Source organism: Sulfuricella sp. (assembly GCF_035531155.1).
Classification (GTDB): domain Bacteria; phylum Pseudomonadota; class Gammaproteobacteria; order Burkholderiales; family Sulfuricellaceae; genus Sulfuricella.
This window is the reverse complement of sequence record NZ_DATKTK010000026.1, coordinates 41,828-67,820: the sequence shown is the minus strand read 5'-3', so window position 1 is coordinate 67,820 and position 25,993 is coordinate 41,828. Positions and strand designations below refer to the sequence as shown.

23 protein-coding genes are annotated in these 25,993 nt (G+C 55.1%); 14 read left to right on the top strand and 9 right to left on the bottom strand.

Annotated features, from left to right (window positions below; all coding sequences use genetic code 11):
* Positions 1-53 precede the first annotated feature (53 nt).
* From VMV64_RS04580 to VMV64_RS04570, 3 genes are read left to right on the top strand one after another with little or no spacing between them, the layout of a single operon-like run.
* Positions 54-1,724 (top strand): thiamine pyrophosphate-binding protein, encoded by a 1,671-nt coding sequence (locus tag VMV64_RS04580; protein WP_325328768.1) that lies wholly within the window; start codon positions 54-56, stop codon positions 1,722-1,724.
* On the top strand, positions 1,693-3,462 hold the full coding sequence (locus VMV64_RS04575) for a hypothetical protein (RefSeq protein ID WP_325328767.1): 1,770 nt from the start codon (positions 1,693-1,695) through the stop codon (positions 3,460-3,462). Before VMV64_RS04580 ends, VMV64_RS04575 begins: the two co-directional genes overlap by 32 nt.
* A complete protein-coding gene (locus VMV64_RS04570; protein WP_325328766.1) occupies positions 3,459-4,760 on the top strand; it encodes a hypothetical protein in 1,302 nt (433 codons plus the stop codon). Before VMV64_RS04575 ends, VMV64_RS04570 begins: the two co-directional genes overlap by 4 nt.
* On the opposite strand, the gene VMV64_RS04565 is transcribed toward VMV64_RS04570, so the two are convergent.
* Positions 4,761-5,189, bottom strand: a complete 429-nt coding sequence (locus VMV64_RS04565) for a DUF3293 domain-containing protein (RefSeq protein ID WP_325328765.1) — start codon at positions 5,187-5,189, stop codon at positions 4,761-4,763. It lies immediately after the preceding gene.
* A 30-nt stretch (positions 5,190-5,219) separates the two neighbouring features.
* Entirely contained in the window at positions 5,220-5,750 is a 531-nt protein-coding gene (msrA, locus tag VMV64_RS04560; RefSeq protein ID WP_325328946.1) for a peptide-methionine (S)-S-oxide reductase MsrA, read from the bottom strand.
* Between the two features lie 99 nt (positions 5,751-5,849).
* Here msrA and VMV64_RS04555 point away from each other — a divergent pair, with 99 nt between their 5' ends.
* Both VMV64_RS04555 and VMV64_RS04550 read left to right on the top strand, forming a co-directional pair.
* On the top strand, positions 5,850-6,431 hold the full coding sequence (locus VMV64_RS04555; RefSeq protein WP_325328764.1) for a phospholipase D family protein: 582 nt from the start codon (positions 5,850-5,852) through the stop codon (positions 6,429-6,431).
* Positions 6,432-6,567: 136 nt separating this feature from the next.
* Positions 6,568-6,861, top strand: a complete 294-nt coding sequence (locus tag VMV64_RS04550) for a GIY-YIG nuclease family protein (RefSeq protein WP_325328763.1) — start codon at positions 6,568-6,570, stop codon at positions 6,859-6,861.
* A 160-nt stretch (positions 6,862-7,021) separates the two neighbouring features.
* Here VMV64_RS04550 and pap read toward each other — a convergent pair whose 3' ends face one another.
* From pap to VMV64_RS04530, 4 genes are all read right to left on the bottom strand, one after another.
* Positions 7,022-8,500 carry a polyphosphate:AMP phosphotransferase gene (gene pap, locus VMV64_RS04545; protein ID WP_325328762.1) on the bottom strand — a complete coding sequence of 493 codons (1,479 nt, stop codon included), beginning with the start codon at positions 8,498-8,500 and terminating at the stop codon, positions 7,022-7,024.
* Positions 8,493-10,046 (bottom strand): CHAD domain-containing protein, encoded by a 1,554-nt coding sequence (locus VMV64_RS04540; protein WP_325328761.1) that lies wholly within the window; start codon positions 10,044-10,046, stop codon positions 8,493-8,495. Before VMV64_RS04540 ends, pap begins: the two co-directional genes overlap by 8 nt.
* 165 nt (positions 10,047-10,211) lie before the next feature.
* Positions 10,212-10,835, bottom strand: a complete 624-nt coding sequence (locus VMV64_RS04535) for a ParA family protein (RefSeq protein WP_325328760.1) — start codon at positions 10,833-10,835, stop codon at positions 10,212-10,214.
* 165 nt (positions 10,836-11,000) lie between these two features.
* Entirely contained in the window at positions 11,001-11,453 is a 453-nt protein-coding gene (locus VMV64_RS04530) for a SixA phosphatase family protein (RefSeq protein ID WP_325328759.1), read from the bottom strand.
* 101 nt (positions 11,454-11,554) lie between these two features.
* On the opposite strand from VMV64_RS04530, the gene VMV64_RS04525 reads away from it, so the two are divergent.
* The 6 genes from VMV64_RS04525 to VMV64_RS04500 all read left to right on the top strand — a co-directional run bounded on the left by VMV64_RS04525 (position 11,555) and on the right by VMV64_RS04500 (position 16,815).
* Positions 11,555-12,067, top strand: coding sequence for a hypothetical protein (locus VMV64_RS04525; protein WP_325328758.1), 513 nt, complete (start codon positions 11,555-11,557; stop codon positions 12,065-12,067).
* 96 nt (positions 12,068-12,163) lie between these two features.
* Positions 12,164-12,418 carry a hypothetical protein gene (locus VMV64_RS04520; RefSeq protein ID WP_325328757.1) on the top strand — a complete coding sequence of 85 codons (255 nt, stop codon included), beginning with the start codon at positions 12,164-12,166 and terminating at the stop codon, positions 12,416-12,418.
* Positions 12,418-13,236, top strand: coding sequence for a Stp1/IreP family PP2C-type Ser/Thr phosphatase (locus VMV64_RS04515; protein WP_325328756.1), 819 nt, complete (start codon positions 12,418-12,420; stop codon positions 13,234-13,236). Before VMV64_RS04520 ends, VMV64_RS04515 begins: the two co-directional genes overlap by 1 nt.
* Before the next feature lie 180 nt (positions 13,237-13,416).
* Positions 13,417-14,175, top strand: a complete 759-nt coding sequence (locus tag VMV64_RS04510; protein ID WP_325328755.1) for an FHA domain-containing protein — start codon at positions 13,417-13,419, stop codon at positions 14,173-14,175.
* A gap of 287 nt (positions 14,176-14,462) precedes the next feature.
* Complete coding sequence (locus VMV64_RS04505; protein WP_325328754.1) at positions 14,463-14,906, top strand: pilin; 444 nt, start codon at positions 14,463-14,465, stop codon at positions 14,904-14,906.
* Between the two features lie 64 nt (positions 14,907-14,970).
* Positions 14,971-16,815, top strand: a complete 1,845-nt coding sequence (locus tag VMV64_RS04500) for a hypothetical protein (protein ID WP_325328753.1) — start codon at positions 14,971-14,973, stop codon at positions 16,813-16,815.
* 19 nt (positions 16,816-16,834) lie between these two features.
* Here the strand turns inward: VMV64_RS04500 and VMV64_RS04495 are convergent, their stop codons facing one another.
* The 3 genes from VMV64_RS04495 to VMV64_RS04485 form a co-directional block, all read right to left on the bottom strand.
* A complete protein-coding gene (locus tag VMV64_RS04495; protein ID WP_325328752.1) occupies positions 16,835-19,801 on the bottom strand; it encodes a tetratricopeptide repeat protein in 2,967 nt (988 codons plus the stop codon).
* Positions 19,734-22,343 (bottom strand): tetratricopeptide repeat protein, encoded by a 2,610-nt coding sequence (locus tag VMV64_RS04490; RefSeq protein WP_325328751.1) that lies wholly within the window; start codon positions 22,341-22,343, stop codon positions 19,734-19,736. The genes VMV64_RS04495 and VMV64_RS04490 overlap by 68 nt, the downstream gene beginning before the upstream one ends.
* Positions 22,344-22,422: 79 nt before the next feature.
* Positions 22,423-22,785 (bottom strand): hypothetical protein, encoded by a 363-nt coding sequence (locus VMV64_RS04485; protein ID WP_325328750.1) that lies wholly within the window; start codon positions 22,783-22,785, stop codon positions 22,423-22,425.
* 83 nt (positions 22,786-22,868) lie between these two features.
* Between VMV64_RS04485 and VMV64_RS04480 the strand changes: the two genes are divergently transcribed.
* The 3 genes from VMV64_RS04480 to VMV64_RS04470 all read left to right on the top strand — a co-directional run bounded on the left by VMV64_RS04480 (position 22,869) and on the right by VMV64_RS04470 (position 25,991).
* The gene (locus tag VMV64_RS04480; RefSeq protein ID WP_325328749.1) at positions 22,869-23,732 is read left to right on the top strand and encodes a glycosyltransferase family 2 protein; all 864 of its coding nucleotides are present in this window, start codon (positions 22,869-22,871) and stop codon (positions 23,730-23,732) included.
* A gap of 85 nt (positions 23,733-23,817) precedes the next feature.
* Positions 23,818-24,942, top strand: coding sequence for a glycosyltransferase family 4 protein (locus tag VMV64_RS04475; protein ID WP_325328748.1), 1,125 nt, complete (start codon positions 23,818-23,820; stop codon positions 24,940-24,942).
* A 14-nt stretch (positions 24,943-24,956) separates the two neighbouring features.
* Complete coding sequence (locus tag VMV64_RS04470; protein WP_325328747.1) at positions 24,957-25,991, top strand: glycosyltransferase family 2 protein; 1,035 nt, start codon at positions 24,957-24,959, stop codon at positions 25,989-25,991.
* The last annotated feature ends 2 nt before the right edge of the window (positions 25,992-25,993 follow it).

The following is a 25,993-nucleotide window of genomic DNA, read 5'->3' as shown; positions in this document are numbered from 1 at the left end:
ATGACGACGGGGCGACACTAAGATTGATGGATTGATGGCCATGACGAGACGACATGAAAATAGCGGTAAGTGAATTAATCGTAAGGTATTTAGAGCGCCTGGGGATCGAGGTTATCTTCGGGATGCCGGGCGCCCATATCTTGCCGGTCTATGACAGTTTGTATGACTCGAACATCAAGAGCGTATTGGTCAAGCATGAACAGGGGGCGGCGTTCATGGCCGGAGGCTATGCCAGGGCCTCGGGAAAAATCTCCGCCTGCATCACCACCGCGGGTCCGGGCGCCACCAATCTGGTGACGGGGGTCGCCAATGCCTATGCGGACAAGCAGCCGATCCTGATTATTACCGGGGAAACATCGACCCATATCTTTGGCAAGGGTGGGCTGCAGGAGAGCTCCGGCGAGGGCGGCAGCATCGATCAGGCCGCACTGTTCAAGGGCATCACCAAATACAACAAGATCATCGAAAGAACCGACTATCTGGTTCATGTTCTGAATCAGGCATCAAAAATTCTTCTGTCCAGCAACTCCGGCCCTGTGCTCCTCAGTTTTCCCTACAACGTCCAGAAAGAAATGGTCGAGGAAAGCATACTGGATCGCATTCACACCAAGAGCAGCTCCCACTTACTGCACAAACACTGCCTACCCGTGGATGCGCTGACAGAGCTGATTGCCGAGGCGCAATACCCGGTCATCGTTGCGGGTTATGGCTGCATCAAATCAGGCGCGCAGGAAGTCGTCGCCCAATTGAGCGAATTGATGAACATACCGGTGACCACCAGCCTGAAGGGGAAAGGGGTCATCGGCGATGGCTCCGGGCTATCTCTTGGCAGCCTGGGCGTCACCTCGAATGGGGATGCGTACAAATACATCGTCGATCATGCGGACCTGATCCTGTTTCTGGGCGCCGGGTTCAACGAACGAACCAGCTACCTGTGGGACGACAAGCTCCTGGGCAACAAGAAGATCGCCCAGATCGACAATGACCACGAACAGCTGGAAAAGGTTTACAAGGCGGATGTCGCCATCCACGGCGACATCAAGGATGCCCTGACTGAAGTATTGGAAAAAATCGGGGACAGCGGGGCAACCCGGAAAAACCTCGACAAATTCCATGTCCATGCAGAGGGATTACGGAAGGAAGCCTCCGGCAAAGAGGACACTGCGCTGCCGTCCAGGTTTGCCCTGGTCGAGCGATTTTATTCGAGACTGGAGACACATTTTCCGGAAAATGCGTTGATCTTCGACGACAATATTATTTTTGCCCAGAGCTTCTTCAACGTATCCAGCGGGAACCAGTATTTCCCGAATACCGGAATATCCTCCCTGGGACACGCAATACCCGCCGCGATCGGCGCCAGGTTTGCGGAGCAGAAGCCGACCTTTGCCATCCTCGGCGATGGCGGCTTTCAAATGTGCTGCATGGAAATCATGACGGCGGTAAATTACGGCATCCCGCTGAATGTGGTGGTGTTCAACAACTCCACCATGAGCCTGATACGCAAGAACCAGTTCCAGTTGTACAACAGCCGCTTTATCGATTGCGATTTCGTGAATCCGGATTTGCAACTTCTTGCCAGATCGTTTGGCATTAACCACCAAAGGATTGAGTTCGAGTCCGATCTTGATGACCTGTTTGCCAAAGCAGATTTCAATGACTCGATCAATCTCATCGAAATCATGTTGGACAAGAATGCCTTCCCGAACTACCTGTCAGATCGATAAGCTCGACCTCGACGCGAAGATTGCCGCGCAGAAAATCGCCATTGCAGACATTGAAAGGAAGCTTTGGGCAGACGGTCTGAATATGACGCTGCTTGAAACTTATCAGGCGGCATTCCGAGAGCTAGAGCAGCTTATCGCAACGAAAGGGAACGACGACCGGCACAGTTTCGTCATCGTCATTCCCGTTGCCGACCGGCCACAGCACCTGACAGCCTGCCTCGACAGTTTGCTGGTGCTGTGCAAGGCGTTTGGCTATGGCGGGTCGAGCAGTGGCAAGTATCAGAAAATTTCCGTGGTCATTGCCGACGATACGCGCGACCCTGACAACATCGCCAGGAACCAGGAGATTGTCCGGCACTTCAACCAGCAAGGTATTGCAACCCGCTACTTCGGCCTGAGCGAACAGCTCGCTCTTGTGGATACGTTGACAGCAACTGAAAAGACATCTCTGTCCAGGGTACTCGGCAGCGCACCGCGCAATGCATTCAGCCACAAGGGTCAGGCCATCATGCGCAACATCGCCTACCTCAAGCTGAGCACAATGCGGGGACATGACGAGCGGCTGCTGTTCTACACCATCGACAGCGACCAGGAGTTCAAGGTCAAGGTCAGTACGGCAGAGGGGGATCGGGATGTGTATGCCGTGAATTTCTTCTGCCAGTTGAACGAGATTTTCACCCGCACGGATACACTGATTCTGACCGGCAAGGTGGTCGGTGATCCGCCCGTATCGCCTGCTGTCATGGCCGGCAATTTCCTGCAAGACGTGAACAGCTTTCTGCGCGAAATGGCTGCAAGTGGTCTGCAACGTTCCTGCCAGCATCACCAGGCTAGCGCGCACAAGGAAGGCGAAGCTTCCTATCATGACATGGCCGACCTATTTGGCTTCAAGCCGGCAAGCGAGGCGTATGCATACTGCTGCCCGTTGAGCGGGGATCACACAGACGGCGATTGCTTCGCGCATTTTGCCAGCCGACTAAACAGTTTCTTTTACGGCGAGCATCCAACACGTGTCAGCTACTATCTTCACGCAGAGCTGTTCCAGAGCATTCAGCCGGCCCGCACGGTGTATACAGGAAACTATATTTTTCGGCCTGAAGGGCTGAAATATTTCATCCCGTTTGCCCCATTACGGCTGCGCATGTCAGGCCCGACCCTGGGACGCCTGATCAAATCGGAAATCAAGGAGCGTTTCGTTTCCGCCAACCTGCCGATGCTGCACAAGCGCACGGTGGAGGGCAGTGGACAGTCGGAGTTCAGGCCGGGCGTCAGTTCGGAAGCTCATGTCATTGAGCTCTGCGACGAATTTGAACGCCAGTTTTATGGCGACGTAATGCTGTTTTCGATCGAATGCTTCACGGCCATGGGGTTCCCGCAGACCTGCATGTCAGCAGCAGTGATTGCCGAAACACTGGAGGTCGTGCGTGCGGACATGCAGCAAAAATATAACGCCAAGCATCAGCTTATTGTGGAAAAACTCGGCCAGTTGAAATCTCTGCTGCATGATCAGGCAAACTGGTGGAACCAGACAGACTTGTATGCCGCAGCAGTCAAAAATTTCGAGACGTTTTCCGCCAATATCGCGCACAACTTCGGCGAGGATTCGCCTTGTTACGACCAGATCAATTCGACTGAGAACTGGGAGAAATGGCGTAGCAAGCTGCTTGAGGCCGTGAACTGTTACCCGGCGGACAGCAAGACTTGGAGCGAAACATTGGCTACGCCACGTGCGGCATGATCCACCTTCTGCGACAATGGCTGCATAGACAGCGTTACCCGCAACGTTACGCCCATCTCGACGAACTATTGCGCAATCAGGCCCTGACGCGCAAGCAGGTTCTGCGCAAACAGCAACAGGATCTCGCCAGCATGATTGCCTATGTTGCCAGCAACACGGTTTACTACCAGGAAAAATTTTTTCCGCTGAGCGGGCATGGTGCTGATACGCTAGCCATCGGCGATCTACCTATTCTGCACAAGGACGACGTGATCCTGCGCATGGACGATCTTCTGTCAAAAAACGCGGACAGAAGTCAGGTGAAAATCGGGCACACTGGCGGCTCGACTGGCAAGCCGCTGGCGTTCTACTACGACGGGACCAAGCACGAACTGATGCGTGCCGGCATGTGCCGTAGCTACATGATGTCGGGCTGGCGGCCTGGCCAGAAAATCCTCAATTTCTGGGGTGCCAGACAAGATGTTGTGCGCGGCGGCGTATTCGGAGCGAAATACAGCGACACCATTGCCGCGGAACACACCATCGCCGCGTATGAGTACACTGAAGCGCAGTTACACGACTGGGCTACATTCATCCAGTCGTACCGGCCTGTCCTGCTTCAAGGATATGCCTCGATTCTGGCCGAAGTCGCGCGCGTTGTGATTGATAACCGGATACCCATGCCCAGAACCCTGCTCGGTGTCTATTCCACCGCTGAAGTACTCTATGGATGGCAGCGGGAACTGATGGAGCAGGCATTCGGCTGCAAGGTATTCAACCAATACGGCAGCAGGGAAATACCCAACATTGCCTGCGAATGCCGGCACGGCAACCAGCATATTTTCACCGACATGGTGTATCTCGAATCGCTGAAGATCGACAATGAAGACCGGCTCATCGTTACATCATTGACCAACCGGCTGATGCCTTTCATCCGTTATGAGATCGGCGACTCGGGAAGGCTGAAGGAGGGGATTTGCGCCTGCGGCTCGCCTTTCCCGATGATGGAAATGGGGCTGTGTCGCAGCAACGACATCATCAAGACCCGGAGCGGCAAGAGCATTTACCCCTCGTATTTCATCCACCTGCTGGATGGGCTGGCTGACATCAAGCAGTACCAGTTCATCCACAGCGAACCGGACAAGATCACCTTGAACCTCGTCTCGCCGTCCGGATTGAGCGCCGAGGCCCTGAGTTCACTCAAAGCGAGAGTCCGCAGGGAGGTGGACGAGAATATGGTTCTGGAAATCAATGCTGTTGGCGAGATCAGACGCACCCTTTCCGGCAAGCACCGGTTCGTCATCAGCAATCAGGCCTGACTATCGTAGCAGGATCAGCCGTGGCGTCGCATCGCTGCCTGCGTAAACGAATCCGTTCTGGCGGAATTGCCTTGCCAGTTTTCTGGCCGCCTCCAGCGAAATGCCGAAGACCAGAAAACTCGGCTCCCCAGGCCATAGCCCCGATGGATCCCGGCCCTCCCCATCCAGATATGGCAAACCCAGGGCCTTGATCTCGGCCAGCAGCCTTTGCTGGGCGGCGTGGTTTTCCGAATCCGATGTCAGCTCGCCGGATGGATTCCATGCGGTGATGAATGCGGTGCTGCCTGTCCAGTCAAGTTTGAACCTTAGCGCGAGTTCAGGGCTGGCACGGCCGATATTCAGGACGAATGGCTCGGCAGCCATCACCTTGTAGTCAGTCGCAAGGTAGGCCTTGATGGTTGCCTCGGGGATGGCCGATTCGGAAAACAAGAAATCTCCAGGGGGCGAGTGAAATTCCGGCTAAGCCGACCCGCTCTTCAGCCTGGACTTGAATTTCTCTTTCAATTTTGCCACCTTGGGAGCAACCACGAATCGGCAATAGGGTTGGTCGCCGTGGCCTCTGAAATATTCCTGGTGATAGTCCTCCGCCAGGTAAAAAATTCCGGCGGGTGCAATTTCGGTCACGGCGGAGGGGATCCCGGCGATCACCTCTTCCGCGATCGCCTGCTGTTCCGGGCTGTGGGTGAAAATGGCGGAGCGGTACTGGCTGCCCACGTCATTGCCCTGGCGGTTCAGGGTAGTGGGATCGTGGATCGTGAAAAAGACTTCCAGCAATTCCCGGAAGGAAATCACTGCCGGGTCGAAGGTGATCCGCACCGCCTCGGCGTGGCCGGTGGTTCCGCTGCAAATCTCCTCATAGCTGGGGTTGAGGGTGTTGCCGGCGGTATAGCCCGACTCGACCTTCTCCACGCCATCAAGCAGCTCGAACACGGCCTCCAGGCACCAGAAGCACCCACCGGCGAGGGTGGCGGTTTCCCTGTTTTGACTCATCAATCGCCCTTCGCTGTTATTCCATTTCATGCATAATAGCCGATCTTCGGGTGTTCTGCTCCGCCCAGAAACTGCACCCAATGAATAAGGAAAGCCCCGATGAAAAACATCCCCCGGCGCATCATGCCGCTCTTGTCCCTGGCGCTGCTTTTCACCACTTCGGCTCACGCCTTCGAACAGGCGCAAGGCATCAGAAGCCACGCCATCGCTGTCAGCGGCACGGTGCAGGTGCTGTTCACCCCCGAGGACGACGCCGCCGGCCAGATCGTACACGCCATCGATCATGCGCAGAAGCAGGTGCTGGTGCAGACATTCAGCTTCACCAACCGAGGAATCGCCGAGGCGCTGATCAGCGCCAAACAGCGCGGCGTGGATGTCCGGGTCGTCACGGACGCAGAACAGATACGGAAAATGGAGCGCAGCAAGGTGCCGACGATTGCGTCCGGCGGCGTGCCGGTATTCGTCGACAGCCTGCACGCCAGCGCCCACAACAAGGTGATGGTGATCGATGCCGGCAGCGCCACCCCGGTCGTGATCACCGGCAGCTTCAACTTCACCCATGCCGCACAATTCAAGAATGCAGAGAATCTGCTGATCTTCCGCGGCAACCGGGAACTGACCGCTGCCTACCGGGAGAATTGGCTACGTCATCGCGAGCATTCGCAGCCGCTTGAAAAGTAGCGGCCCCTGATTGATCTGGCACGGTTAAGTTTTGACTCCGTTCGGGCTGAGCCTGTCGAAGTCCGCACCCACCCTTCGACAAGCTCAGGGCGAACGGTAGAATGAATAATCAAGCTTCGAACAGGGAATAGTCGGTATGGCCTTCTGGATTTATATTCTGCAGTGCGCGGATGGCAGTTATTACACGGGCCATACCGATAATCTTGAGAAACGCATTGGCGAACATCATACAAGGGCCATTCCGGGCTGCTACACCGCCAGCAGGCTACCTGTGAGCTTGGCATTCTCGCAACCTTTTTCGACCCGCGATGAAGCGCTTGCTGCCGAACAACAAATCAAGGGCTGGAGCCGGAAAAAGAAAGAAGCCATGATGCGAGGTGATTGGGCAGAAGTATCACGTCTTGCCAAAATCAAACTAGTGAGTCGCTGATTAAATCCGTTCGCCCTGAGCTTGTCGAAGGGCATTCTATGTAAATCATAATATTTAGAAATGGCTTCGACAAGATTCCCTACCTCCCATTCATCTTTCGACAGGCTCAGGATGAACGGAGATTTTCAGCAAGGGAAGACTTTTCAGCCGCAAGCCAGGGTTACTTCAGCGCTGCCTCGATTCTTTCGCACAGGGTCTTCAAGATCTTGATGCGGGCAAAATTCTTGTCGTTGGCCTCAACCAGGATCCATGGCGACATTTCCGAGCTGGTGCGGTCCACCATGTCGCATACCGCCATCTCGTAGTCTTCCCATTTTTCGCGGTTGCGCCAGTCCTCGTCGGTAATCTTGAAGCGCTTGAAGCCGGTCTTCTGGCGCTCTTCGAAGCGCCTGAGCTGTTCTTCCTTGCTGATCGACAGCCAGAACTTCACCACTACGGTGTTGTTCCGCACCAGCTGCTCCTCGAAATCGTTGATCTCGCCATAGGCGCGCATCCAGTCGGCGTTGGAGCAGTAGCCCTCGACCCGCTCCACCAGCACGCGGCCGTACCAGGAGCGGTCGAAGATGCTGACCCGCCCCTTGCGCGGCACATGGCGCCAGAAACGCCACAGGTAGGGTTGGGCGCGCTCCTCCTCGGTGGGAGTGGCAATCGGAGTGACCTGATACTGGCGTGCGTCGAGCGCGCCGGTGACGCGGCGGATGCTGCCGCCCTTGCCGGCGGCATCGTTGCCCTCGAACACCACGATGACAGTGACCTCCTTGAATTTCGGGTCGCGCGTCAGCAGGTTGAGCTTGCCCTGGTATTTTTCCAGGTCCAGGTCGTATTTCCTCTTCGTCAGCTTCTGGTTGAGGTCGAGGGTTTTCAGAATATGCAGCTTGTCGATCGAGGGCAGCAGCGGCGGCGCATGGGCATCATGGGGCGCCTCGGCCGCGTCGAGGCGCTTGCGAAGCGCCTCCAGGATGACCTTCCCCACCGTCAGACTGCGGTAGCGCTCATCCTCGCCCTCGATGATCATCCATGGCGCTTCGGCGGTGCTGGTCTGGCGCATGACGCGCTCCGCCACCTTGCGGAACTTGTCATACATTTTGAAGTGCATCCAGTCGCGCTCGGTGACGCGCCAGCGCGTCTTGGGATTCTTTTCCATGGCCTTGAGGCGCTTTTCTTGCTTGTCCTTGGACAAATGCAGCCAGAACTTGAGGATCAGCGCGCCCTCGTCGTTGAGCATCCTCTCGAAGCGCACGTTGCGCTCCATGCATTGGTCCAGATCGGCATTCTTGATTCTGCCGAACACCCGGCTGAGGATCGCCCAGGTGTACCAGGAGCCGAAAAAGATGCCGACCTTGCCCTTGGGCGGCAACTCGCGCCAGAAACGCCACATCAGCGGACGCTCCAGTTCCTCGTCGGAGGGGTTGCCCATGCCGTGGCTCTGGATGTGGCGCGGGTCCATCCATTCGTTCAGCAGGTTGACTGTCTCGCCGCGGCCGGCGCCGTCAACCCCGCCGACCAAAATGATGACCGGAAAGTTCGCCGCCTTCGCCAGGTCGAGTTGAGCGTCAAGCAGCGCTTCGCGCAGAACAGGCACTTCCTTGTCGTAGGTGGCTTTGTCGATTTTGTGGCCGAGCTCGGCGGATTCAAACATTGTTTTTCTCACTCCAGAAAACCTTGCATCGATTGAAGCGCTGCCATCCCCGTGCCATGCCGGCTAGCTGCAAACGCGTTTTGCAGGCAACCCAGCCGATTATCACGCTGCTGGCGCGATCACGCAACCGGCCTCCCGCCCCGATTTGTTCGAGCAGCCGCCCGGTGACGGTCTGGTCGTTGAGCACGCCCAGCTCGTCCTGCAAATCCGCCAGCGCTTGCAAATACCGCCTCGAAACCTTGCGCGGATAAAGCCCGGAAAAGAACTCCGCGGCATAGCGCAGCTTCTTGGCGGAGATCCGCAGCGCATGGCGCTGTTCCGCATTCAGCTGCGCAAGCTTGCGGCCGCGCCGGCGCAACTGGCGATGGCGCCGCCCCAGCATGGCCGCGGCGAAAGCCGCTAGCGGCTGATCCAGCTGCGCCAGCCCGGCGGCTTCCGCCGTTTCCCGCCAGGGCTCCCGCCAAAGCCAGCGGCCCAGTGTCAGCAGCAGCCTGTGGTAGCGCGGCGAGGCTGCCGCCGCGCACGCCCGTTCGCGCGCCGCCTGGCAGAGCCGGTCGGCCGCCTGCTGCAGCTTCCCCAGCCCTGCGTCCTGAGGCAGTGCCTCGACAATCGGCGGCAGTGTTTCGCCGAGAAACACGTCCCAGTCCCGCGCCGGGCCGAGTTCGCCGACGAGCCAGCGCAGCTCCGCAGTCAACGCGGCGTCCTTGATGCCGGGCGCGGCGGCACCGAACAGGTTGAGCCCGGAGCGCAAACGCCTGACCGCCACCCGCATCTGGTGGATAAGCTCGGGATCGTAGCCCTGCTGCAGCCGGCCCTGGTTGTCCTGCAACTGGCCAATGCAATTCCAGGCGATAGCGCGAAACGCCGCATCCACCGTCATCTTCCGTGCCAGTTCGGGCTGCGCGGCCTTGACCGCGAGCCGGGGCAACGGTGCTGCGCACAGGGCATAGCCGCGCTCGGCCTTGCTGGCGTTCTCGGGGGAGAGCGGCACGTCTTCCTGCAGCACCAGCGCCAGTTCGTAGAGCGCCGCCGGGTTGCCAGCCTTGAGCTCCAGTTCCACCTCGGAAATCGGTGATTTGCCTTGATCGGCACGGACTTCCCCCCGGTCCAGCGCCATTTCGACCTGATCGCCGGCATCGGTTTTCAGCAGCCAGATGGTGCGGGTGAACTCGGTCACGAATACGGGACGCAGGCTCTGTCGTAGCGCCTCGTCGGCGAACAGCGCAATCAGGCCGGGATCGGCGATCTTGGTGAAATCCGGCCGGTCGTGGACGACCGGCGCCTCCCACTCGTCGCGCTGGTGCAGACCCGCCTGCACCCTGCCGCCGCCCTTGACGGTCTGGATCCACTGCCGGCCGTCGCGGCGCACGCGCAACGCGATGTCCCGGTTCTTCAGGAAAAAATCGTCGGTATCGAAGTAGATGCTGGTGAGCTTGCGCGTCTTCGGCCCGGAAGGGCTTAGCGCCTTGAGCAGGGGATGGCGCCGCAGCTTGGGGATGTCGGCGGGGTCGATCAGGAGCTTGAGTTCGACTTCGGTGTTGTTCATCCTAGAAACCGCAGTTCATAACCGCAAAGACGCGAAGGCGCAAAGAAAACAAGGAAATAAAATCTATTTGGCATTCACCTACCTACTGACTTAGCAGATTCCAATAACACATTGTTTTTCCTTTGCGTTCTCTGCGCCTTTGCGGTTCAAATGCTTTTTTTAGGTTCACACGTCGAGCCAGTCCAGCAGCGGTTGCCATTGCTCCATCTCCCTGACGGTGCGCGACGGCGCCATATCGAACAGGCTCAAACCCTCGCCGGCGGCCTGGACGTAGATTTGCGCATCGCGCAGCAGGGTGAGCACCGGAAAGCCGGCATCATCGAGGAACGAGGAGAGATCGGCCGCGGCGCGGGTGCGCGCATCCACGCGCATACCGATCATCGCCACTTCGATCTTCTCCTTGCGCACCGATTTCTCTGCACGCAGTTCTTCGAGAAAATTCCGCGTTGCTGCCATGTCGAATGCGGACGGCTGCACCGGCACGATCACGCGCTCGGCGCGCTTGAGTGCATGGGTCAGCTTGTCGCCGTGCATTCCTGCGGGGGAGTCCACCACCAGCCAGTCCGGCTTGGTTTCACCCATGGCTTTCTTGTCGAGCTGGCTGTTCCAGCCGCGAATGGCGGGCAGAAATTCCGGCCGGCGGCCCAGCCAGTCGCTGGCGGAACGCTGGCGGTCGAGGTCGACCAGGAGTACGCGGTTACCCCGGTTGGCCAAATAGCCGGCGAGATTGGTCGCCAGCGTGGTTTTACCACTGCCACCCTTGGGGTTGGCGATCAGAATCGTTTTCATCTTAAAAACGGCGGTTAGCCACGGATAAACACGGATTAACACAGATAAAGCAGATGGCTGCAAGTCGCTCCCGACTTCCCGAAGGGTGAGCGTCTTGTCCAGTGCAATTCATTGATAATCCGTGTGCATCCGTGTTAATCCGTGGCTGAATTGTTTTTTTTGGATTCATAAAAACTCCGGTGAAATAACCGCTCTCAGCACTGTTTGGGTCTCATCCTGGCGAGTGCGATTGCTGAACCACCAGACCGCGCCCTTCTTTATATTCCAGCTTTCCTGCGCGTTGGCGAGGAGGTAGGCCGCCACCTCCCCCAATGCCGGCTGATGGCCCACCACAACCACCGCTCCCTTGGCATCCGGCCAGCCGGTGGCGCCCAACAGGGCGGCCACGGATGCGCCCGGCCCCACCTCCTTGACGACGATTCCACCCCGCGTCAGCGCCGCGGCGGTCTGTTGAGTACGCGTGGTCGGGCTGACGATAATGCGCGCCTCCTCCGGCAGGTGCGCTTTCAGCCACGCCGCCATCTTCGCCGCCTGCCTCTCGCCCTTTTCGGTCAGCTTGCGCCCCTGGTCGGGAGATCCATCCTCGGCCTCGGCATGACGCCACAGAATCAGGTCCATACTCACATCCCATTTATAGCCAGTTGGCTCCAAGTATAAGATACTGGGCAAAACCGGGCTATCGCGCTGCCGGAATTTTTTGCAGCGGAACGGGTGAGGCGATGACCCCTTTGCCGCAAGGCGGCCTCGCATCTTTGCAGGCCTTCATCACCAGCGACAGCGACCTGCTGATCGGCCTGGAACGGGAGCGCAGCCCGGCAATCGCCGTGCTGGTGTGTTACGGACCGGGTGCGCTGATTTGGTCCGGCTTCGCCATGCTGGCGATCATGCTCGCCATCGCACACAGTTGGCACCAGCTAAGCACAGGACAAAGAGCGCCCATGCCGGAGATGAAAAAATTCCGCCGAAATCCGCACTTCCCTGACCTTCGGACTGCTCTCCGCGGCCATGCTGTTATTCTCCGCCGGGGCTCTCCGATTATGCCGGCAGCAATGGGCTTTATGCCGTCGCAGTGGCCTCCGGGCTGGCCGACGTGGACCATCACCCTTTTCAGTCTGCAACGCTTCTCCCTCGGTCGGGTGTCCTTCGGCGGTAGCGCCGCCCTGGCACGGCGCTGTTTATGGGGCATCTTGGCAACCGCACTGGGCGCGGAAATTGCTTTGTTAGTCGTGTAAAAAATAAATTTATTCAAAAAGCGTATGAACATTCTTGTTAGAATCAAGGATACTTCATTGATATACAACAACAGTCGATAATAACGGGGCAAGTCGATGAAACTATCATTCTGGAATGCAGACTGGTTTCTGGGTCTTCTGATTGCCCTCGCTTTTTTTTTCGCCGCCCAATCCGATCTGCTGCAAAGTCTGGAACGCAAGGCCTACGACCTGGGGGTACAGGTATCCAACCGCATGCCGGGGCTGGTTTTTTTGCAGACACAGCCGGAACAACGCTACCAGACCAGGGTCGAATTCACGCACGATCTCCTGGCATGCACCGTACAAATTTCGTCCGCCGGGGAGAAATAATGGACCTACGCCTAGCCCTCGAAATCGTCAGCCTGACCGACCCCGGCAAGGTCCGCTCGCACAACGAGGACAGCATCGCCACGGATAATGAAGCCGGCTTCGCCATCCTGGCCGATGGCATGGGCGGCTACAACGGCGGCGAGGTGGCCAGCGGGATTGCCGTGACGATGCTGGCGGACGGCCTGAAAAAGGCACTGCATGCCGGGCTGCCGGAACAGGGTCCGGGTCTGTTAGTCAAAAGCGAGATCGAAAAAACCAATGGCGCGATCTACCAGACGGCACAAAGCCAGCCGCAGTTCTCGGGAATGGGCACCACACTGGTCTGCGCACTGTTCCACGACAACCACATCACAGTCGCCCATGTCGGCGATTCGCGACTGTACCGTTACCGGCAAAAGGAGCCCGATCAAACGCAGTTCGAGCAGATCACGCGCGACCATTCCCTGCTGCAGGAGCAAATCGACAGCGGCATGATCAGCCGGGAAGATGCGCGGCTGTCCAACAACAAGAATCTGGTGACGCGTGCGCTCGGCGTCGACCCCACGGTGAACGTGGAGGTCCAGGAGCATGAAGCCCTGCCCGGCGATGTCTATCTGCTGTGCTCCGATGGACTCAACGACATGGTCGGCGATGAGGAAATCCAGCTGACCCTGAGCGTACTCGGCACCAACCTCGAGCTGGCAGCGCAACGACTGGTGCAAATGGCCAACGACAATGGCGGACGGGACAATGTTTCGGTCATTCTGGTGCGGATATTGCATAGCTTTCCAGCCAGGCGCGGCATTTTTGCCTGGCTTTCCGCGTGGCGCAAGAAATAGATTGGGGGCGAGGTAAACCCGAATTGTCCATTAGGCCGTTCGTGGTGAGCTTGTCGAACCACATACACTGTAAACAAGCCCTTCGACAAGGCTCTCCTGAGCGCAGTCGAAGGGCTCAGGGCGAACGGATTCTGGCAAACATTGCGGTATCAGACTTAATGAACAATCTGGGGTAAACACATGGCGAAGCTGATTATCACCTTGGACGGCCAACTGCTCAGCGAATTCGCGCTCGACAAGGAACGCATTATCATTGGACGCAAACCGCACAACGACATCCCGATCGACAACCTGGCGATCAGCGGTGAACACGCCGCCATCACCACCTTCCACAACGACGCTTTCGTCGAAGATTTGGGCAGCACCAATGGCACCCTGGTGAACAACCAACCGATCACGAAACACGCACTGCACCACGGCGATGAAATTGAAATCGGCAAGTACCGCCTGAAGTACGCCAACGTCCAGGAAGTCGGCAGCAAGAGAGAAGCCCACGAAAAAGGGGCGCAAGCATTTAAAAAAAACCCGATCCTGCGCCCGAATCAAGTTCCGACCATGTTGCCGGGCGAAAAACCGACCAGTGACATGACATCGCACACAATCCCCCTGGTCATGCCCGAAGCAGCACGGCGCGCTGAAACAGCCGCCGAGCCCGGCTTGCCTCCCGCCAAAGTGGAATCCCATGCCGCAATCCAGATTCTGAACGGCCCGAACACCGGCAGGGAACTGGAGCTGACCAAGACCCTGACCTCGCTGGGCAAGCCCGGCATTCAGGTCGCGGTCATCGCCCGGCGCCATCACGGCCATTTCCTCACCCATGTCCAGGGTGATCGCTATCCGATGGTGAACGGCCAGACACTCAACGCCCACCCATGCCAACTGGCGGACCATGACGTGATCGAACTGGCCGGGGTCAAAATGGAATTTTACCTGAAGTGAAGGTATGCCGACCCTTTTCTGGATACGGAGCAAATCGACGAAGTGGACGTAACGAAAATTCCAGGGTTTGCCGCTTAATGCACAATGTGACGGAAAGCGTCACATTGTGCCGACTTTCAACCGGACCTCTGCAAGCAGCAATCCAGACATTCAGCCGTGACATGCCCCACCTGCAATAAAAAACGAGGCCTCCAAACCCTATCAATCAAACTGGCACACAGATTGCTGTGTTAAATACCAGACACTTCCAAGTGTTGGCAGTTTACTCATACAACAAGGAGCTCGTTATGAAAAAAATACAACAAGGCTTTACCCTGATCGAACTGATGATCGTCATCGCGATCATCGGCATTCTGGCTGCGGTCGCATTGCCGGCTTATCAGGACTACACCGTTCGCGCCAAAGTTAGCGAAGGCATCATTGCCGCATCTTCTGCACGTACGGCTGTCGCCGAAACTTATGCAAACTCCGGCAAAATGCTGGTTGGCGCTGATTCCATGGGCGTACAAAGTCAAACTTCTAGATATGTGTCAAGCGTGGGCTGGGTTGGCGATGGCGCCAACACAGGTACGGTAACCGTAACGTTGTCAACTGATGCTGGCCTAAGTGACGCCGCTGGCGATACCATCCTGCTGCTAGCAGAGGGCACATCTTCAACAGGCGCAGTTAAATTTACCTGTAAAAAAGGCAACATCAACCAGAAATACCTGCCTGGCTCCTGCAAGAACTAATCTGCGAGTCATGCATGGAAAAGGACCCCGGGGCTACCGCCCTGGGGTTTTTTTTGGGTAAATTATGCGCAAAATTTTTCGGGCTTTCCGCCGCTTTTCCCCATGGGTTGCCATCCTTGCATTGACGCTTGCCGTCATGCTGCCAGGCCTCAATGGAGGATTCCTTTTTGACGACAACCCCAACATCGTCGAAAACAATGCGATCCACCTCCAAACCTTAAGTCTTGACTCACTTCGAGCCAGCATTGAAGGGCCTCATGCCGGCCCGCTTGGCCGCCCTATCAGCGTTCTGAGCTTCGCACTTACGCATTATTTCTTTGGTCTTGACCCGTTTGCGTTCAAGGCGATCAACCTCGCCATCCATGTCATCAATGGCCTGCTTGTGGGCTGGCTTGTAGCGCTCCTGCTGCGAGCCACACCCAACATTCAACTTTCCGAAAAAACCGGTACCTGGCTGCCGCTCTGGGTGGCGGCAATCTGGCTGATCCACCCCATCAATATCATGCCCGTGATGCAAGCCGTGCAGCGCATGACCCTGCTATCGGGGATGTTCATGCTGCTGGCGCTCATCAGCCATTTGAAAGCCATGTCCACGCCCTTTGGGAAAAGAGAATACTGGACATGGCTTGCCACTGGCTGGCTGCTATTCTGGCCGCTATCCATCTTAAGCAAGGAAACAGGGCTGCTTTTCCCCTTTTATATTCTTGCCGTCACGCTATTAACCCAGCAGACATCGGCGCCACTCCCGCGAAGGGAATCATGGGTCGCCCCTGCAGCGATTTTCTCTCTATTCATCATTGCGGCAGGCATGTTGTCATTTCTTGGCTGGAATTGGCTGGAAAGCGCCTACGCGATGCGCCCATTCACGTTATTCGAGCGTCTTCTGACTGAAACTCGTGTGCTGTGGTTCTATGCTGCACAAATCATTATCCCTGAATATACTTCTTTCGGACCCTATCTCGACGACTTTACTTTATCGACGGGGATTCTCCAGCCGCACACAACCCTGCTCTCAGTCATCGGGTGGAGTATGGCTATTCTGGGAATCTGGCTCTTTCGCAATCGCCGACCACTTCTGAGTTTTGCTGCGGCATGGTTTCTTATCGGACACAGCCTTGAGTCCACCTTTTTGCCTCTCGAAATTGCACATGAATACAGAAACTACCTGCCTTCAATCGGCCTGATCCTTGGTGTCGGATATCTGGGGGGAACCATTCTGCAGAAGGTAAAACTTGATCATCGATCAATGACAGTAAGACTCGTGGCAACCATTCCCGTGCTGGTCCTTGCTCTCTTCACCTGGCTACGCTCGGATCAGATGGGAGACCCCCTGCTGGGTGCACAAATTGAAGCCACGCGGCACCCGCAATCCGCCCGAGCCAACCATGCCGCGGCACTTGCGCTGATCAAGGCTGGTTATGGGGACGCCGGGGACCCTATTAGCGGGGAAAACATACGATTTTATTTGCAGCAAGCAGAAACGGTAGATACCTCATTCAAATTTGGTTATCTGGGTTTAATCGTTTGGGCGTGCTCCTCAGGAAGGCTGGTAGAGCAACAATGGATCGATGAATTCGCACATCGCTTGGAATACACGCCCTTTGCGCCAAAGGACCGGGCACTTCCAGATCTCCTTTTCAAACCTTTGCTCAGCATGCCGAAATGTCTAACCAGGCAGGACGCCATCAAACTTTTCGTAGCGGGAGCCAACAATGCCAGAATAAGCAGCTCGCTGCGGGCACGTTTTCTTGAAGCGGCCGCTGACTATGAATTGCTGGTGGCCGTTGACCCTCGCTCAGCACAAGATTACCTAAAAATGGCATCCGCAGCTTCGCCAGGAGACCTCGTATTGAAACGAAAATTCGAAAGTTTTGAATTTCTCAAGCCGACTCCAGAGCGTAGCCACTAGCCGTACCGTCCCAAAAATTTCATTTTCGGTCAGGCTCTGGCCCCATCTTCTGCTGCCACATGTTTTGTAGCGCCTCTTCCAGATTCAGCGCAAAAAGGAGCGCATCGAAAAGAGGTGAAGCGAGTACTTTCTCGCGCAACCCTGATCGCAGACGCGCTAAGCGGTTGAAGTTTGCAGCGTGGGCTAGCGCCCGGGTTACATAATCATCCTCATCACTGGCTATCCAGTCCCCCAGCCCCGCACAAGCCAGCAGGCTTGCGCCTTGGCGAGCGAGCAAAGTATCCCCGGCAAGCGTCAACGTAGGCACCCCCATCCACAACGCTTCGCAGGTGGTCGTTCCTCCCGGATAGGGAAAAGTATCCAGAATGATATCCACATCGGCATGCGCCGCCAGGTAGTCCTTTCTGGGAACAGACCCTTGTATCATCACGCGTTCTGGATCAATCCCCACTCGGGCCAAGCGCCGCTGCACTTCTTCACGGGCCGAGGGGGACTTCATTTCATTGCTTTGCAGCCGCAGTCTGGACTGAGGCAATGCGTGGAAAATCCGGCCCCATAATGCAAGAACATCATCATTTATCTTGCTCAGTCTCTGGAAGCAACCAAAGGTGACGTAGCCATTGCGTGCAGCCGGCAAAGGCGTAAGCGTAAGATTCGTGTTTGTCGCCGGCGCCGTAAAGCAAAGGCGTGTATCCGGCAAATACCACACCGTTTCAGTAAAGTGATCGCGGTGGGAATCCGGCACCGATACGGGATCGGCTAACAGGTAATCCATTCCGGGCACCCCGGTGCTGGCGAAATAGCCCAACCAGCTCACTTGCACCGGGGCAGGCTTCCACGCGAATACCGGCAGGCGATTCTTGGCGGTGTGGCCGGCTAGGTCGATGAGGATATGGATGCCATCCTCATGGATTTTCCGGGCTGCAGTTTGATCGCTCAGACCCGCAATGGGCTTCCAGGAGGCAAACCGGGATTTGATGCGGGCGGTGAGTTCATCTTCCTGTAACTGCGTAGGGTAAGCCACAAGCTCTACCCGTGCCGGATTCAGATGAGCGAGAATACTCTCAAGAAAAAAACCCACCGGATGGCTTCTTAAATCTCCCGAAACCAGGCCAACCCGCAAAAGCGGTTGGCCACTTTTCACCGGGCAAACAGACCAGCGTGAGTAGGGCATGGCTTGAGCCATCAGCTTATTTCCATAGCTCCTGGCTTCTTCCTGGTACTGGGCAGGCGTGCAATCAGAATGGAAGCTATGGAGGAAAAGCAGGTTGCCATGCACCTGGACATGATCCGGCTTCAGCGACAGGGCATGACGATAGCACTCCATCGCCTCATCCAGCTTGCCTTGAGCCTGAAACGTGTGCCCCAGATTATTGTATGCGTCGACATAATCCGGCCTGAGTGCAATCGCACGGCGATAGCTCTGAACCGCCTCATCTTGCTTACCTTGCTCTTGGAGTGCATTCCCCAAATTGTTGTGAGCCTCAACAATACCCGGCTTTAGGAAGATGGCGCGGCGATAATGCTCAACGGCCGCGTCCAGCTTGCCTTGCGCCTGAAGCACATAACCCAGATTATTATGTAATTCAGCCACATCCGGCTTGAGCGAGAGCGCATGGCGGTAATGACCAACCGCTTCATCCAGCTTGCCTTGTAGTCGGAGCGCATACCCCAAATATTCGTGCGTGACGGCGTTAACTGGATCTAGTGACAGCGCCTGTCGATAACGATCGACCTCCTCGTCCAGCTTGCCTTGATCATGGAGTACCCCGATGAGGTTGCGGTATGCCTCGGAAAAACCAGGTTTGAATGAAAGCGCCTGATGATAACTCTCAACCGCTTCGTCCATTTTGCCTTGTTCCTGGAACGCATACCCCAGATTATTATGCAGTTCGGCATAATCCGGTTTTAACTGAAGCGCATGGCGATAGTGTTCAATCGCTTCGTCCAGCTTGCCTTGTTTATGGAGCGTATGTCCCAAATTGCCGCGTACCGCAGCATCATTCGGTTTAAGCGAAAGCGCATGGCGATAATGTTCAACTGCCTCGTCTAGCTTGCCTTGTGCCTTAAGCACACTTATCAGATTGAGATGTGCCTCAGCAATTTCAGGTTTGAGCGTTAGCGCATGATGATAATTTTCCGCTGCTTCATCTAACCGGTTTTGCGCCTGGAAGGCGCTCCCCAGATTGTTATGTAATTCAGCGTAATCCGGTTGCAGTGTTAGAGCGTGACGATAATGCTCAACCGCTTCGTCCAGTCTGCCTTGCGCTTGGAGCACAAGTCCTAGATTGCAGTGCGCTTCAACATGGTCCGATTGAAGCGACAATGTTTTTAAAAAACAGTCGCTTGCCTGATCAAGCTTTCTTTCGTTAACATATAGAGTTCCAAGATAATAGTGAAACTCCGAGATATCTGAATTAAGCGCGATTCCTTTTTTGATTATGTCTTCAGCCCGTTCATTTTGCCCATTCTGTAAAAGCGCATAAAACAAATCGCCGTAAGCCATTTCAAAATCTGCTTTGAGTTCAATCGTCTTGCTGAAATTCTCTATTGCTCCACTCAGGTTCCCTTGTTCCTGCAAAACAGCCCCTAATAGGTAGTAAGCGTCTTCCATTTTGGGGTTAATTAAAATGGCCCGCTTGAGATAACGTTCAGCATCCCCGAAATGCTTCTGCTCCTTTAACACGAACCCCAGGTTAAGAAAACCTTCGGCATCATCGGGATTGATAGCAACCGCTTGCCGATAACATTCCGCCGCCTCTTCCATCTGGCCTTGAGCCAAAAACTCGTTACCTTGTTTTTTATGGGCTGCACTTCCATTCAGCAAGTCCTGCTGCACTAATGAGTCATTGCATGACTCGACGGTAGCCGTTGCGCACGGAATCTTTTCCGAAGCGGGCATAGCCTTTTTGAGCCAATTAAACATGATTGCCGGACGAATCAAACGGATGGGAATGTTGCCATATGCCTTGCAGCGCTTCTTCAAGATGCAGCGCAAAACGGGGAGCGTCGAACAATGGCGAAGCAAGCACTTGCTGTCGCAAGCCTGTCCGCAGTTGAGCCAATCGATTGACGTCAGCTGCGTGGAACAAAGCCCGCGCCATGTAGTCTTCTTCATTACTGGCAATCCATTCTTCCAGCCCGGCGCAGGTCAGCATGCTGGCTCCTTGGAGGGCGAGCAATGTCTCTCCGGCGAGAGTCAGTGTTGGCACGCCCATCCACAATGCTTCGCAGGTGGTCGTCCCGCCCGGATATGGAAAGGTGTCCAGAATGATATCCACGTCGGCGTGTGCCGCCAGATAATCCTCTCTGGGCATTTTCTCTCCGATCACCACGCGCTGCTGCGCGATTCCCACTCGGCCAAGCCGCTGCAGCAGAAGCTCGCGCGCTGAAGGGCAATCCATCTGCTTGCTTTGCAGCCGTAGCCGGGCCTGGGGCAAGGATTGGAAAATCTTTCCCCATAAAGTCAGCACTGAATCACTGATCTTGCTCACATTCTGGAAGCAGCCGAATGTTATAAAACCGTTACTCATGGCCGGCGGGGGCGAAGGCTCCAGCCTATCGCTCGACATGGGTGGCGTGAAGCAAAGCCGGGTATCCGGCAGATACCAAACTGTTTCAGTAAAGTGATCGCGGTGAGAGTCTGGCACCGCCACGGGGTCTGCCAACAGGTAATCCATTCCGGGCACCCCGGTGCTGGCAAAATACCCCAGCCAGCTTACTTGCACCGGGGCTGGCTTCCACGCGAATACCGGCAGGCGGTTGTGGGAAGTATGGCCCGCCAAGTCTATAAGGATATGGATACCATCCTCGTGTATCTTCCGGGCTGCAGCTTCGTCGCTCAGTCCCGCGATGGGGCTCCAGGCAGCAAAGCGGGATTTGACGCGGGCGGTAAGTTCATCTTCTTGCGGATGCGTGGGATAGGCCACCAATTCCACCCTGGAGGGATTCAAGTGTGCGAGTATGCTCTCCAGAAAAAAACCGACCGGGTGGTTTCTGAAATCTCCTGAAACCAGGCCAACTCGCAAAGGCTGTAAATCACCATCATTTGGATGAGCCAACCAGCTTGTATATGGCTGAGCTTGAGACAGCACCTTACATCCATAGTGCTTGGCTTCTTCAAGGTACTGAGCAGGTGAGTAATTGGGATGGAAACTCTGCGCAAAGAGCAGACAGCTATTTGGTTCAGCAGAATTAAGGTCGTGTGAGAGCGCATTCCGATAAGAGTCCATCGCCTTGTCAATATTGCCCTGCTCTATGAATGCTTTTCCCATATTGGAGTGCGCCGCGACATAATCCGGCTGAATCAACAACGCCTTCTGGTAACAGGAGATGGCTTTATCAAGCTTATTTTCGTAAACGTACAGGTTTCCCAGATAACAGAGTAGTTCGGCAGATTCCGGGTGAAGGGAAAGTCCTTTTTTAATGACTCTCTTGGCACTTTCATTTTGGCCACTTTGAAAAAGTGCATGACATAAGTCACGGCAAGCAATTTCAAAACCCGGCTTGAGCTCAAGGGTTTTATGGTAATTTTCGATAGCCCCAGTCAGATTTCCGAGTTCTTGTGAAATCGTCCCTAAAAGGTAATAGGCATCCTCCAGTTTTGGGTTTATCAGCGTAGCCTGTTTGAGATAACCTTCTGCCTCCGCGTAGCGCTTCTGTTCCTTTAATACAAAACCCAGGTTGAGAAAACCTTCGGCACAGTCGGGATTGACAGCAACCGCTTGCCGGTAACATTCCGCGGCATCTTCTAGCCTGCCTTGAGCCAAAAACTCGTTCCCTCGCTTCTTACAGGCTACACTTTCATTCTGCAGATCTGACTGCATCGATAAATTTTGATCAGGTTCGGCTGAGATTGCGTCGGAAATATTGAATAGTGCGGCGGCATAGTCACTTGGTTTGCTCTTGAAGGCAACGGCAGATATTTCCAGGTCTCCTGCATGGACAAATACAAAAGAGAATCCGGCATTGGAAAGAATCGCCTTCAAAGATTTCTGCGTGTACCCCGTCTTATGTGCGTAAAAGTCGCTACCACTTCTCTCGATCTCTTCGCCATAACCATAAATGACATCGCTGACGGTTATTGGCCCGGCGGGGGCCTGATAAAGAAAATCGTCTATGTCCAAGCCACGTTGGGCCACGATTTGCATCAACTCCCCCATATCCGGCACCCGAATGTACGCGAAGCCATCATCTTTCAGGATATAAAGAAATCCGGCCAACACCTTCTCGACGTCATGCCGGTAATAATGCTCCAGATTATGGGAGCAATAGACAGAATCGTAATCGGCTCCGGGCAAACCCGTCAGGTCCCGAGCATCGCACACAACATCAGGATTACCTTTCGGGTCTATGTCCAGCAGAACATGTTCCCACCCGTCATACTGTGCCGGAATCGGGATTTTTTTGTTATTACCTCCCACGTTCAGCACTTTCCTTTCCTGTGGCAATTTTTCCGTAAACGAACCGTCACTTTCCCGTGCCGAGCGCCCTGGAGAGTTGATGACTTTATTGAAAAATCTGAACATAATTTATGGGTCTTAGGAGGTTAAAGTGGGTTTAATCGTAATAATTTTAGTGTTGCAAGATATCGTGTGGTTGGGATTCTCAGCATTTCAGCATCAAATCTTTTGTCAATTGATCCACAAACACAGGATCATATCTTGCGTCTTTTAATGCCCATTTGAAAGCATTTCCCAGCTGTGCTTTTTTGTAAATATTCAGCTTGTGCTCAAGCTTGAATCGCGCCATCTGCAGAAACATCTTGTTTATCACTTCCTGCTTTTTGGCTATAGACTTATTTTTTCCGCCTGAGTCATCTGCTGGAATTCTTTCAATATAAAAATGGGCCAGAGAGGTACCAAATTCCTTGGCTTCGCTTGCATCAAACCAACTTAAAACCATTCTGCTTCTCCTGCTGAATTTGATATCAAACATTACATTAACATTTATTCCTCGTTCAAGTAACATACATCCTCCTGTGTGGGCCTCAAGCGCGAAAACACACTTCACTCAACGAGAGAAAAACCAACAATATTCTTCTGGATGTTCATGTGAAACAAGAACTATTGAGTTTGATTCTCCCTTCCCGTAACGAGGCAGAAGGTTTGCGCCGCCTGTTGCCGGAACTGGTAACGTTATTACCCGACGCGGAAATCATCGTCGTCAATGATGGCTCGGACGATAATACGCTCGCCGCATGTACGGAATTCCCCGTACGAGTGATCAGCCACCCTTACCCCAAAGGCAATGGAGCAGCAGTAAAATCCGGGGCGCGGGCTGCAAATGGGGACGTACTGATATTCATGGATGCCGATGGCCAGCACAAACCGGAAGACATCCCCGCCCTGCTGGAAAAATTTAAAGAAGGCTACGACATGGTGGTGGGTGCACGCCAGTCGGGCTCCCATGCCGGAGCTCACCGGGCGGTGGCGAATGACGTCTTCAGCCGCCTCGCCACCTGGATGACAGGACAACCAGTGGAAGATCTTACCTCTGGCTTTCGAGTGGTGAAAGCAAACAAGTTCCGCACGTTCCTTTACTTGCTGCCCAACGGTTTTTCATATCCGACCACTATTACCATGAGCTTCTTCCGTGCTGGATTCAGCGTCGCTTACCTACCCATCCATACCCCACGGCGCGCCACAGGGAAAAGTCATATCCGGCCGACACGGGATGGATTACGTTTCCTGCTGATTATTTTCAAGATTGGGACGCTGTATTCGCCCCTGAAATTATTTTTGCCAATCAGCCTGATCTTTTTCTTCTCCGGCTTAAGTTATTACCTATTTACTTTCGTTACACAGCATCGCTTCACCAACATGAGCGCACTGCTATTGACCACGTCCATGCTGGTATTCCTAATTGGGCTGATTTCCGAGCAGATCACCATGCTGATCTACAAAGACAGTGACTAGCGACAACACTGGCCAACAACGCAAAAAAGTACTGGTTCTAACCTCCACCTTCCCCCGTTGGGAGGGAGACAACGAACCACCCTTTGTGTTCGAGCTGTGCCGCAGGCTTAGCGCGGACTTTGACGTTTGGGTACTGGCGCCGCACGCCCCATGTGCGGAAACCCGTGAAACTTTGAGCGGGTTGACGGTAGTGCGTTTCCGTTATTTTTTTGAGTGGGGGGAGACGCTTGCCTACCGGGGAGGAATACTGGCCAACCTCCGCAGCAACCGGCTCTGTTACCTGCTTGTTCCCTTGTTCCTTGTTTGCCAGTTGACCGTCCTGTTGCGGCTGCTGGCCCGGGAAAGATTCGACATCGTGCATGCCCACTGGCTGATTCCCCAAGGGCTGGTTGCTGTTGCCGCCAGGCTGCTTTCCCGTCAGGCTCCCGCGCTGCTTTGCACCGCCCACGGCAGCGACCTGCATGGTTTGCGGGGAAGGCTGTTTTCGGCGCTAAAGCGCTTGGTGATGCGCCGGTCCGATACGGTAAGCATGGTAAGCCAGGCCATGAAGGAACACGCGGTTGCTTTGGGAGCCGAACCGGAAAAAATTTCCATCATCTCCATGGGTGTGGATACAGCAAACACCTTCACGCCCGCCGAGCATCCGACACAACGCAATAATGAATTGCTCTTTGTCGGCAGGCTCACTGCACAAAAGGGATTGGAGTCGCTGGTCCGGGCGCTGCCCCAAGTGGTAAGCGCCTGCCCAGACACCATCCTTACGGTCATCGGGCGTGGCCCGCAGGAGGAACCCTTGCGAGCGCTAAGCAAAGCGCTGGGCGTGGCGCGGAACGTGAGCTTTCTCGGTGCCGTCGCCAACGAAAATCTTCCCGAACTCTACCGAAGAGCCTCCATTCTGGTGTTCCCCTCCGCAACCGACGAAGGCTTTGGCTTGGTATGCGTCGAGGCGCTGGCCTGTGAATGCCCGGTAATTGCCTCTGACCTTCCCGCAGTGCGGGAACTCATTCTGAACGGCGAGACCGGATTGCTGTTCAAGCGGGGCGACGGCGACGAACTCGCCCACAAGATACTCACCCTGCTGGCCGACCCCACATTACGCCATTCACTGGGAAAGGCGGGAAGGAAATTTGTATCGCAACGGTTCGATTGGCAAATTGTTGCCCAGCGCTATGGCGATCTGCTCACCCGTTCGATTGCCATAAAGGCCTAGGAGTGATGACTGCCATGGAAAATAGCCCCTCCACCACATCTCCCGTATGCTCGGTGTGCATCGCCAATTACAACGGCGCAGAGGTTATCGAAGACTGCCTGAACTCGGTGTTTGCCCAGGACTGCGATTTCCCCATTGAGGTTCTTGTCCATGACGACGCCTCCACCGATGGCTCAGTCGACATCATCCGCGACCGCTATCCCAACGCCATCGTCATTCCCAGCGAAAAAAATGTGGGCTTCTGCATCAGCAATAATCGTATGGTGGCCCAAGCGCGCGGAAAATATATTCTCTTGCTCAACAATGATACTGCGCTGTTTCCTGATGCACTACGAACACTTTACGCATACGCAGAAAACCAGCCCCTCACAGGCATATTGGGTCTGCCCCAGTACGACATGAAAACAAGGGAACTGCTCGATATCGGCAGCCAGTGTGACCCCTTCCTGAATCCTGTGCCAAATCTGGATCCGGGAAGACACGATGTCGCCATGGTCTCGGGAGCATGCCTGTGGATTCCCCGGTTACTGTGGGAGGAGTTGGGTGGCTTCCCCGACTGGTTCGGATCTTTGGCCGAAGATTTGTATCTGTGCTCATTAACTCGTCTCAATGGTTATTCCGTGCAGGCACTAGGTACTTCAGGTTTCCTCCACCATGTAGGAATAAGCTTTGGCGGTGGGAAAGTAACAAAAGAAAATCGTCTGGTTACCTCCAGGAAGCGGCGCGCCTTGTCGGAGCGCAACAAGAGTTTCGTGATGGCGTTGGCCTACCCGGCCCCGCTGTTCCAACTGATCTTCCCACTGCACCTTGTCCTGCTTCTAGTGGAGGGCTTGGTACTGGCATTGCTCAAAAGAGAGTGGCAGGTGTTCCGGGATATTTATCTGGCATGTTTGCAAAGCCTGTGGCGGGAGCGGAAAAGACTTTTACTCCTGCGACAGGGGATTCAGGCTGGCAGGACAATCCCTTGGCGAGCATTCGTTGCCCCTTTCATCTGGCGACCCCACAAGCTGAGATTGCTCGTCAAACACGGGTTGCCGAGCATCCGCTAGAA

What these genes read in the sequence shown, in the direction of transcription:
- VMV64_RS04535 (WP_325328760.1), bottom strand. Translation starts at nt 10,835, where the DNA reads ATGAAAACGATTCTGATCGCCAACCCCAAGGGTGGCAGTGGTAAAACC.
- VMV64_RS04510 (WP_325328755.1), top strand. Translation starts at nt 13,417, where the DNA reads ATGGCGAAGCTGATTATCACCTTGGACGGCCAACTGCTCAGCGAATTC.
- VMV64_RS04470 (WP_325328747.1), top strand. Translation starts at nt 24,957, where the DNA reads ATGGAAAATAGCCCCTCCACCACATCTCCCGTATGCTCGGTGTGCATC.
- VMV64_RS04550 (WP_325328763.1), top strand. Translation starts at nt 6,568, where the DNA reads ATGGCCTTCTGGATTTATATTCTGCAGTGCGCGGATGGCAGTTATTAC.
- VMV64_RS04555 (WP_325328764.1), top strand. Translation starts at nt 5,850, where the DNA reads ATGAAAAACATCCCCCGGCGCATCATGCCGCTCTTGTCCCTGGCGCTG.
- VMV64_RS04505 (WP_325328754.1), top strand. Translation starts at nt 14,463, where the DNA reads ATGAAAAAAATACAACAAGGCTTTACCCTGATCGAACTGATGATCGTC.
- VMV64_RS04490 (WP_325328751.1), bottom strand. Translation starts at nt 22,343, where the DNA reads ATGTTCAGATTTTTCAATAAAGTCATCAACTCTCCAGGGCGCTCGGCA.
- VMV64_RS04520 (WP_325328757.1), top strand. Translation starts at nt 12,164, where the DNA reads ATGAAACTATCATTCTGGAATGCAGACTGGTTTCTGGGTCTTCTGATT.
- VMV64_RS04580 (WP_325328768.1), top strand. Translation starts at nt 54, where the DNA reads ATGAAAATAGCGGTAAGTGAATTAATCGTAAGGTATTTAGAGCGCCTG.
- VMV64_RS04530 (WP_325328759.1), bottom strand. Translation starts at nt 11,453, where the DNA reads ATGGACCTGATTCTGTGGCGTCATGCCGAGGCCGAGGATGGATCTCCC.
- pap (WP_325328762.1), bottom strand. Translation starts at nt 8,500, where the DNA reads ATGTTTGAATCCGCCGAGCTCGGCCACAAAATCGACAAAGCCACCTAC.
- VMV64_RS04575 (WP_325328767.1), top strand. Translation starts at nt 1,693, where the DNA reads ATGCCTTCCCGAACTACCTGTCAGATCGATAAGCTCGACCTCGACGCG.
- VMV64_RS04515 (WP_325328756.1), top strand. Translation starts at nt 12,418, where the DNA reads ATGGACCTACGCCTAGCCCTCGAAATCGTCAGCCTGACCGACCCCGGC.
- VMV64_RS04485 (WP_325328750.1), bottom strand. Translation starts at nt 22,785, where the DNA reads ATGTTACTTGAACGAGGAATAAATGTTAATGTAATGTTTGATATCAAA.
- VMV64_RS04540 (WP_325328761.1), bottom strand. Translation starts at nt 10,046, where the DNA reads ATGAACAACACCGAAGTCGAACTCAAGCTCCTGATCGACCCCGCCGAC.
- VMV64_RS04500 (WP_325328753.1), top strand. Translation starts at nt 14,971, where the DNA reads ATGCGCAAAATTTTTCGGGCTTTCCGCCGCTTTTCCCCATGGGTTGCC.
- msrA (WP_325328946.1), bottom strand. Translation starts at nt 5,750, where the DNA reads ATGAGTCAAAACAGGGAAACCGCCACCCTCGCCGGTGGGTGCTTCTGG.
- VMV64_RS04570 (WP_325328766.1), top strand. Translation starts at nt 3,459, where the DNA reads ATGATCCACCTTCTGCGACAATGGCTGCATAGACAGCGTTACCCGCAA.
- VMV64_RS04525 (WP_325328758.1), top strand. Translation starts at nt 11,555, where the DNA reads ATGACCCCTTTGCCGCAAGGCGGCCTCGCATCTTTGCAGGCCTTCATC.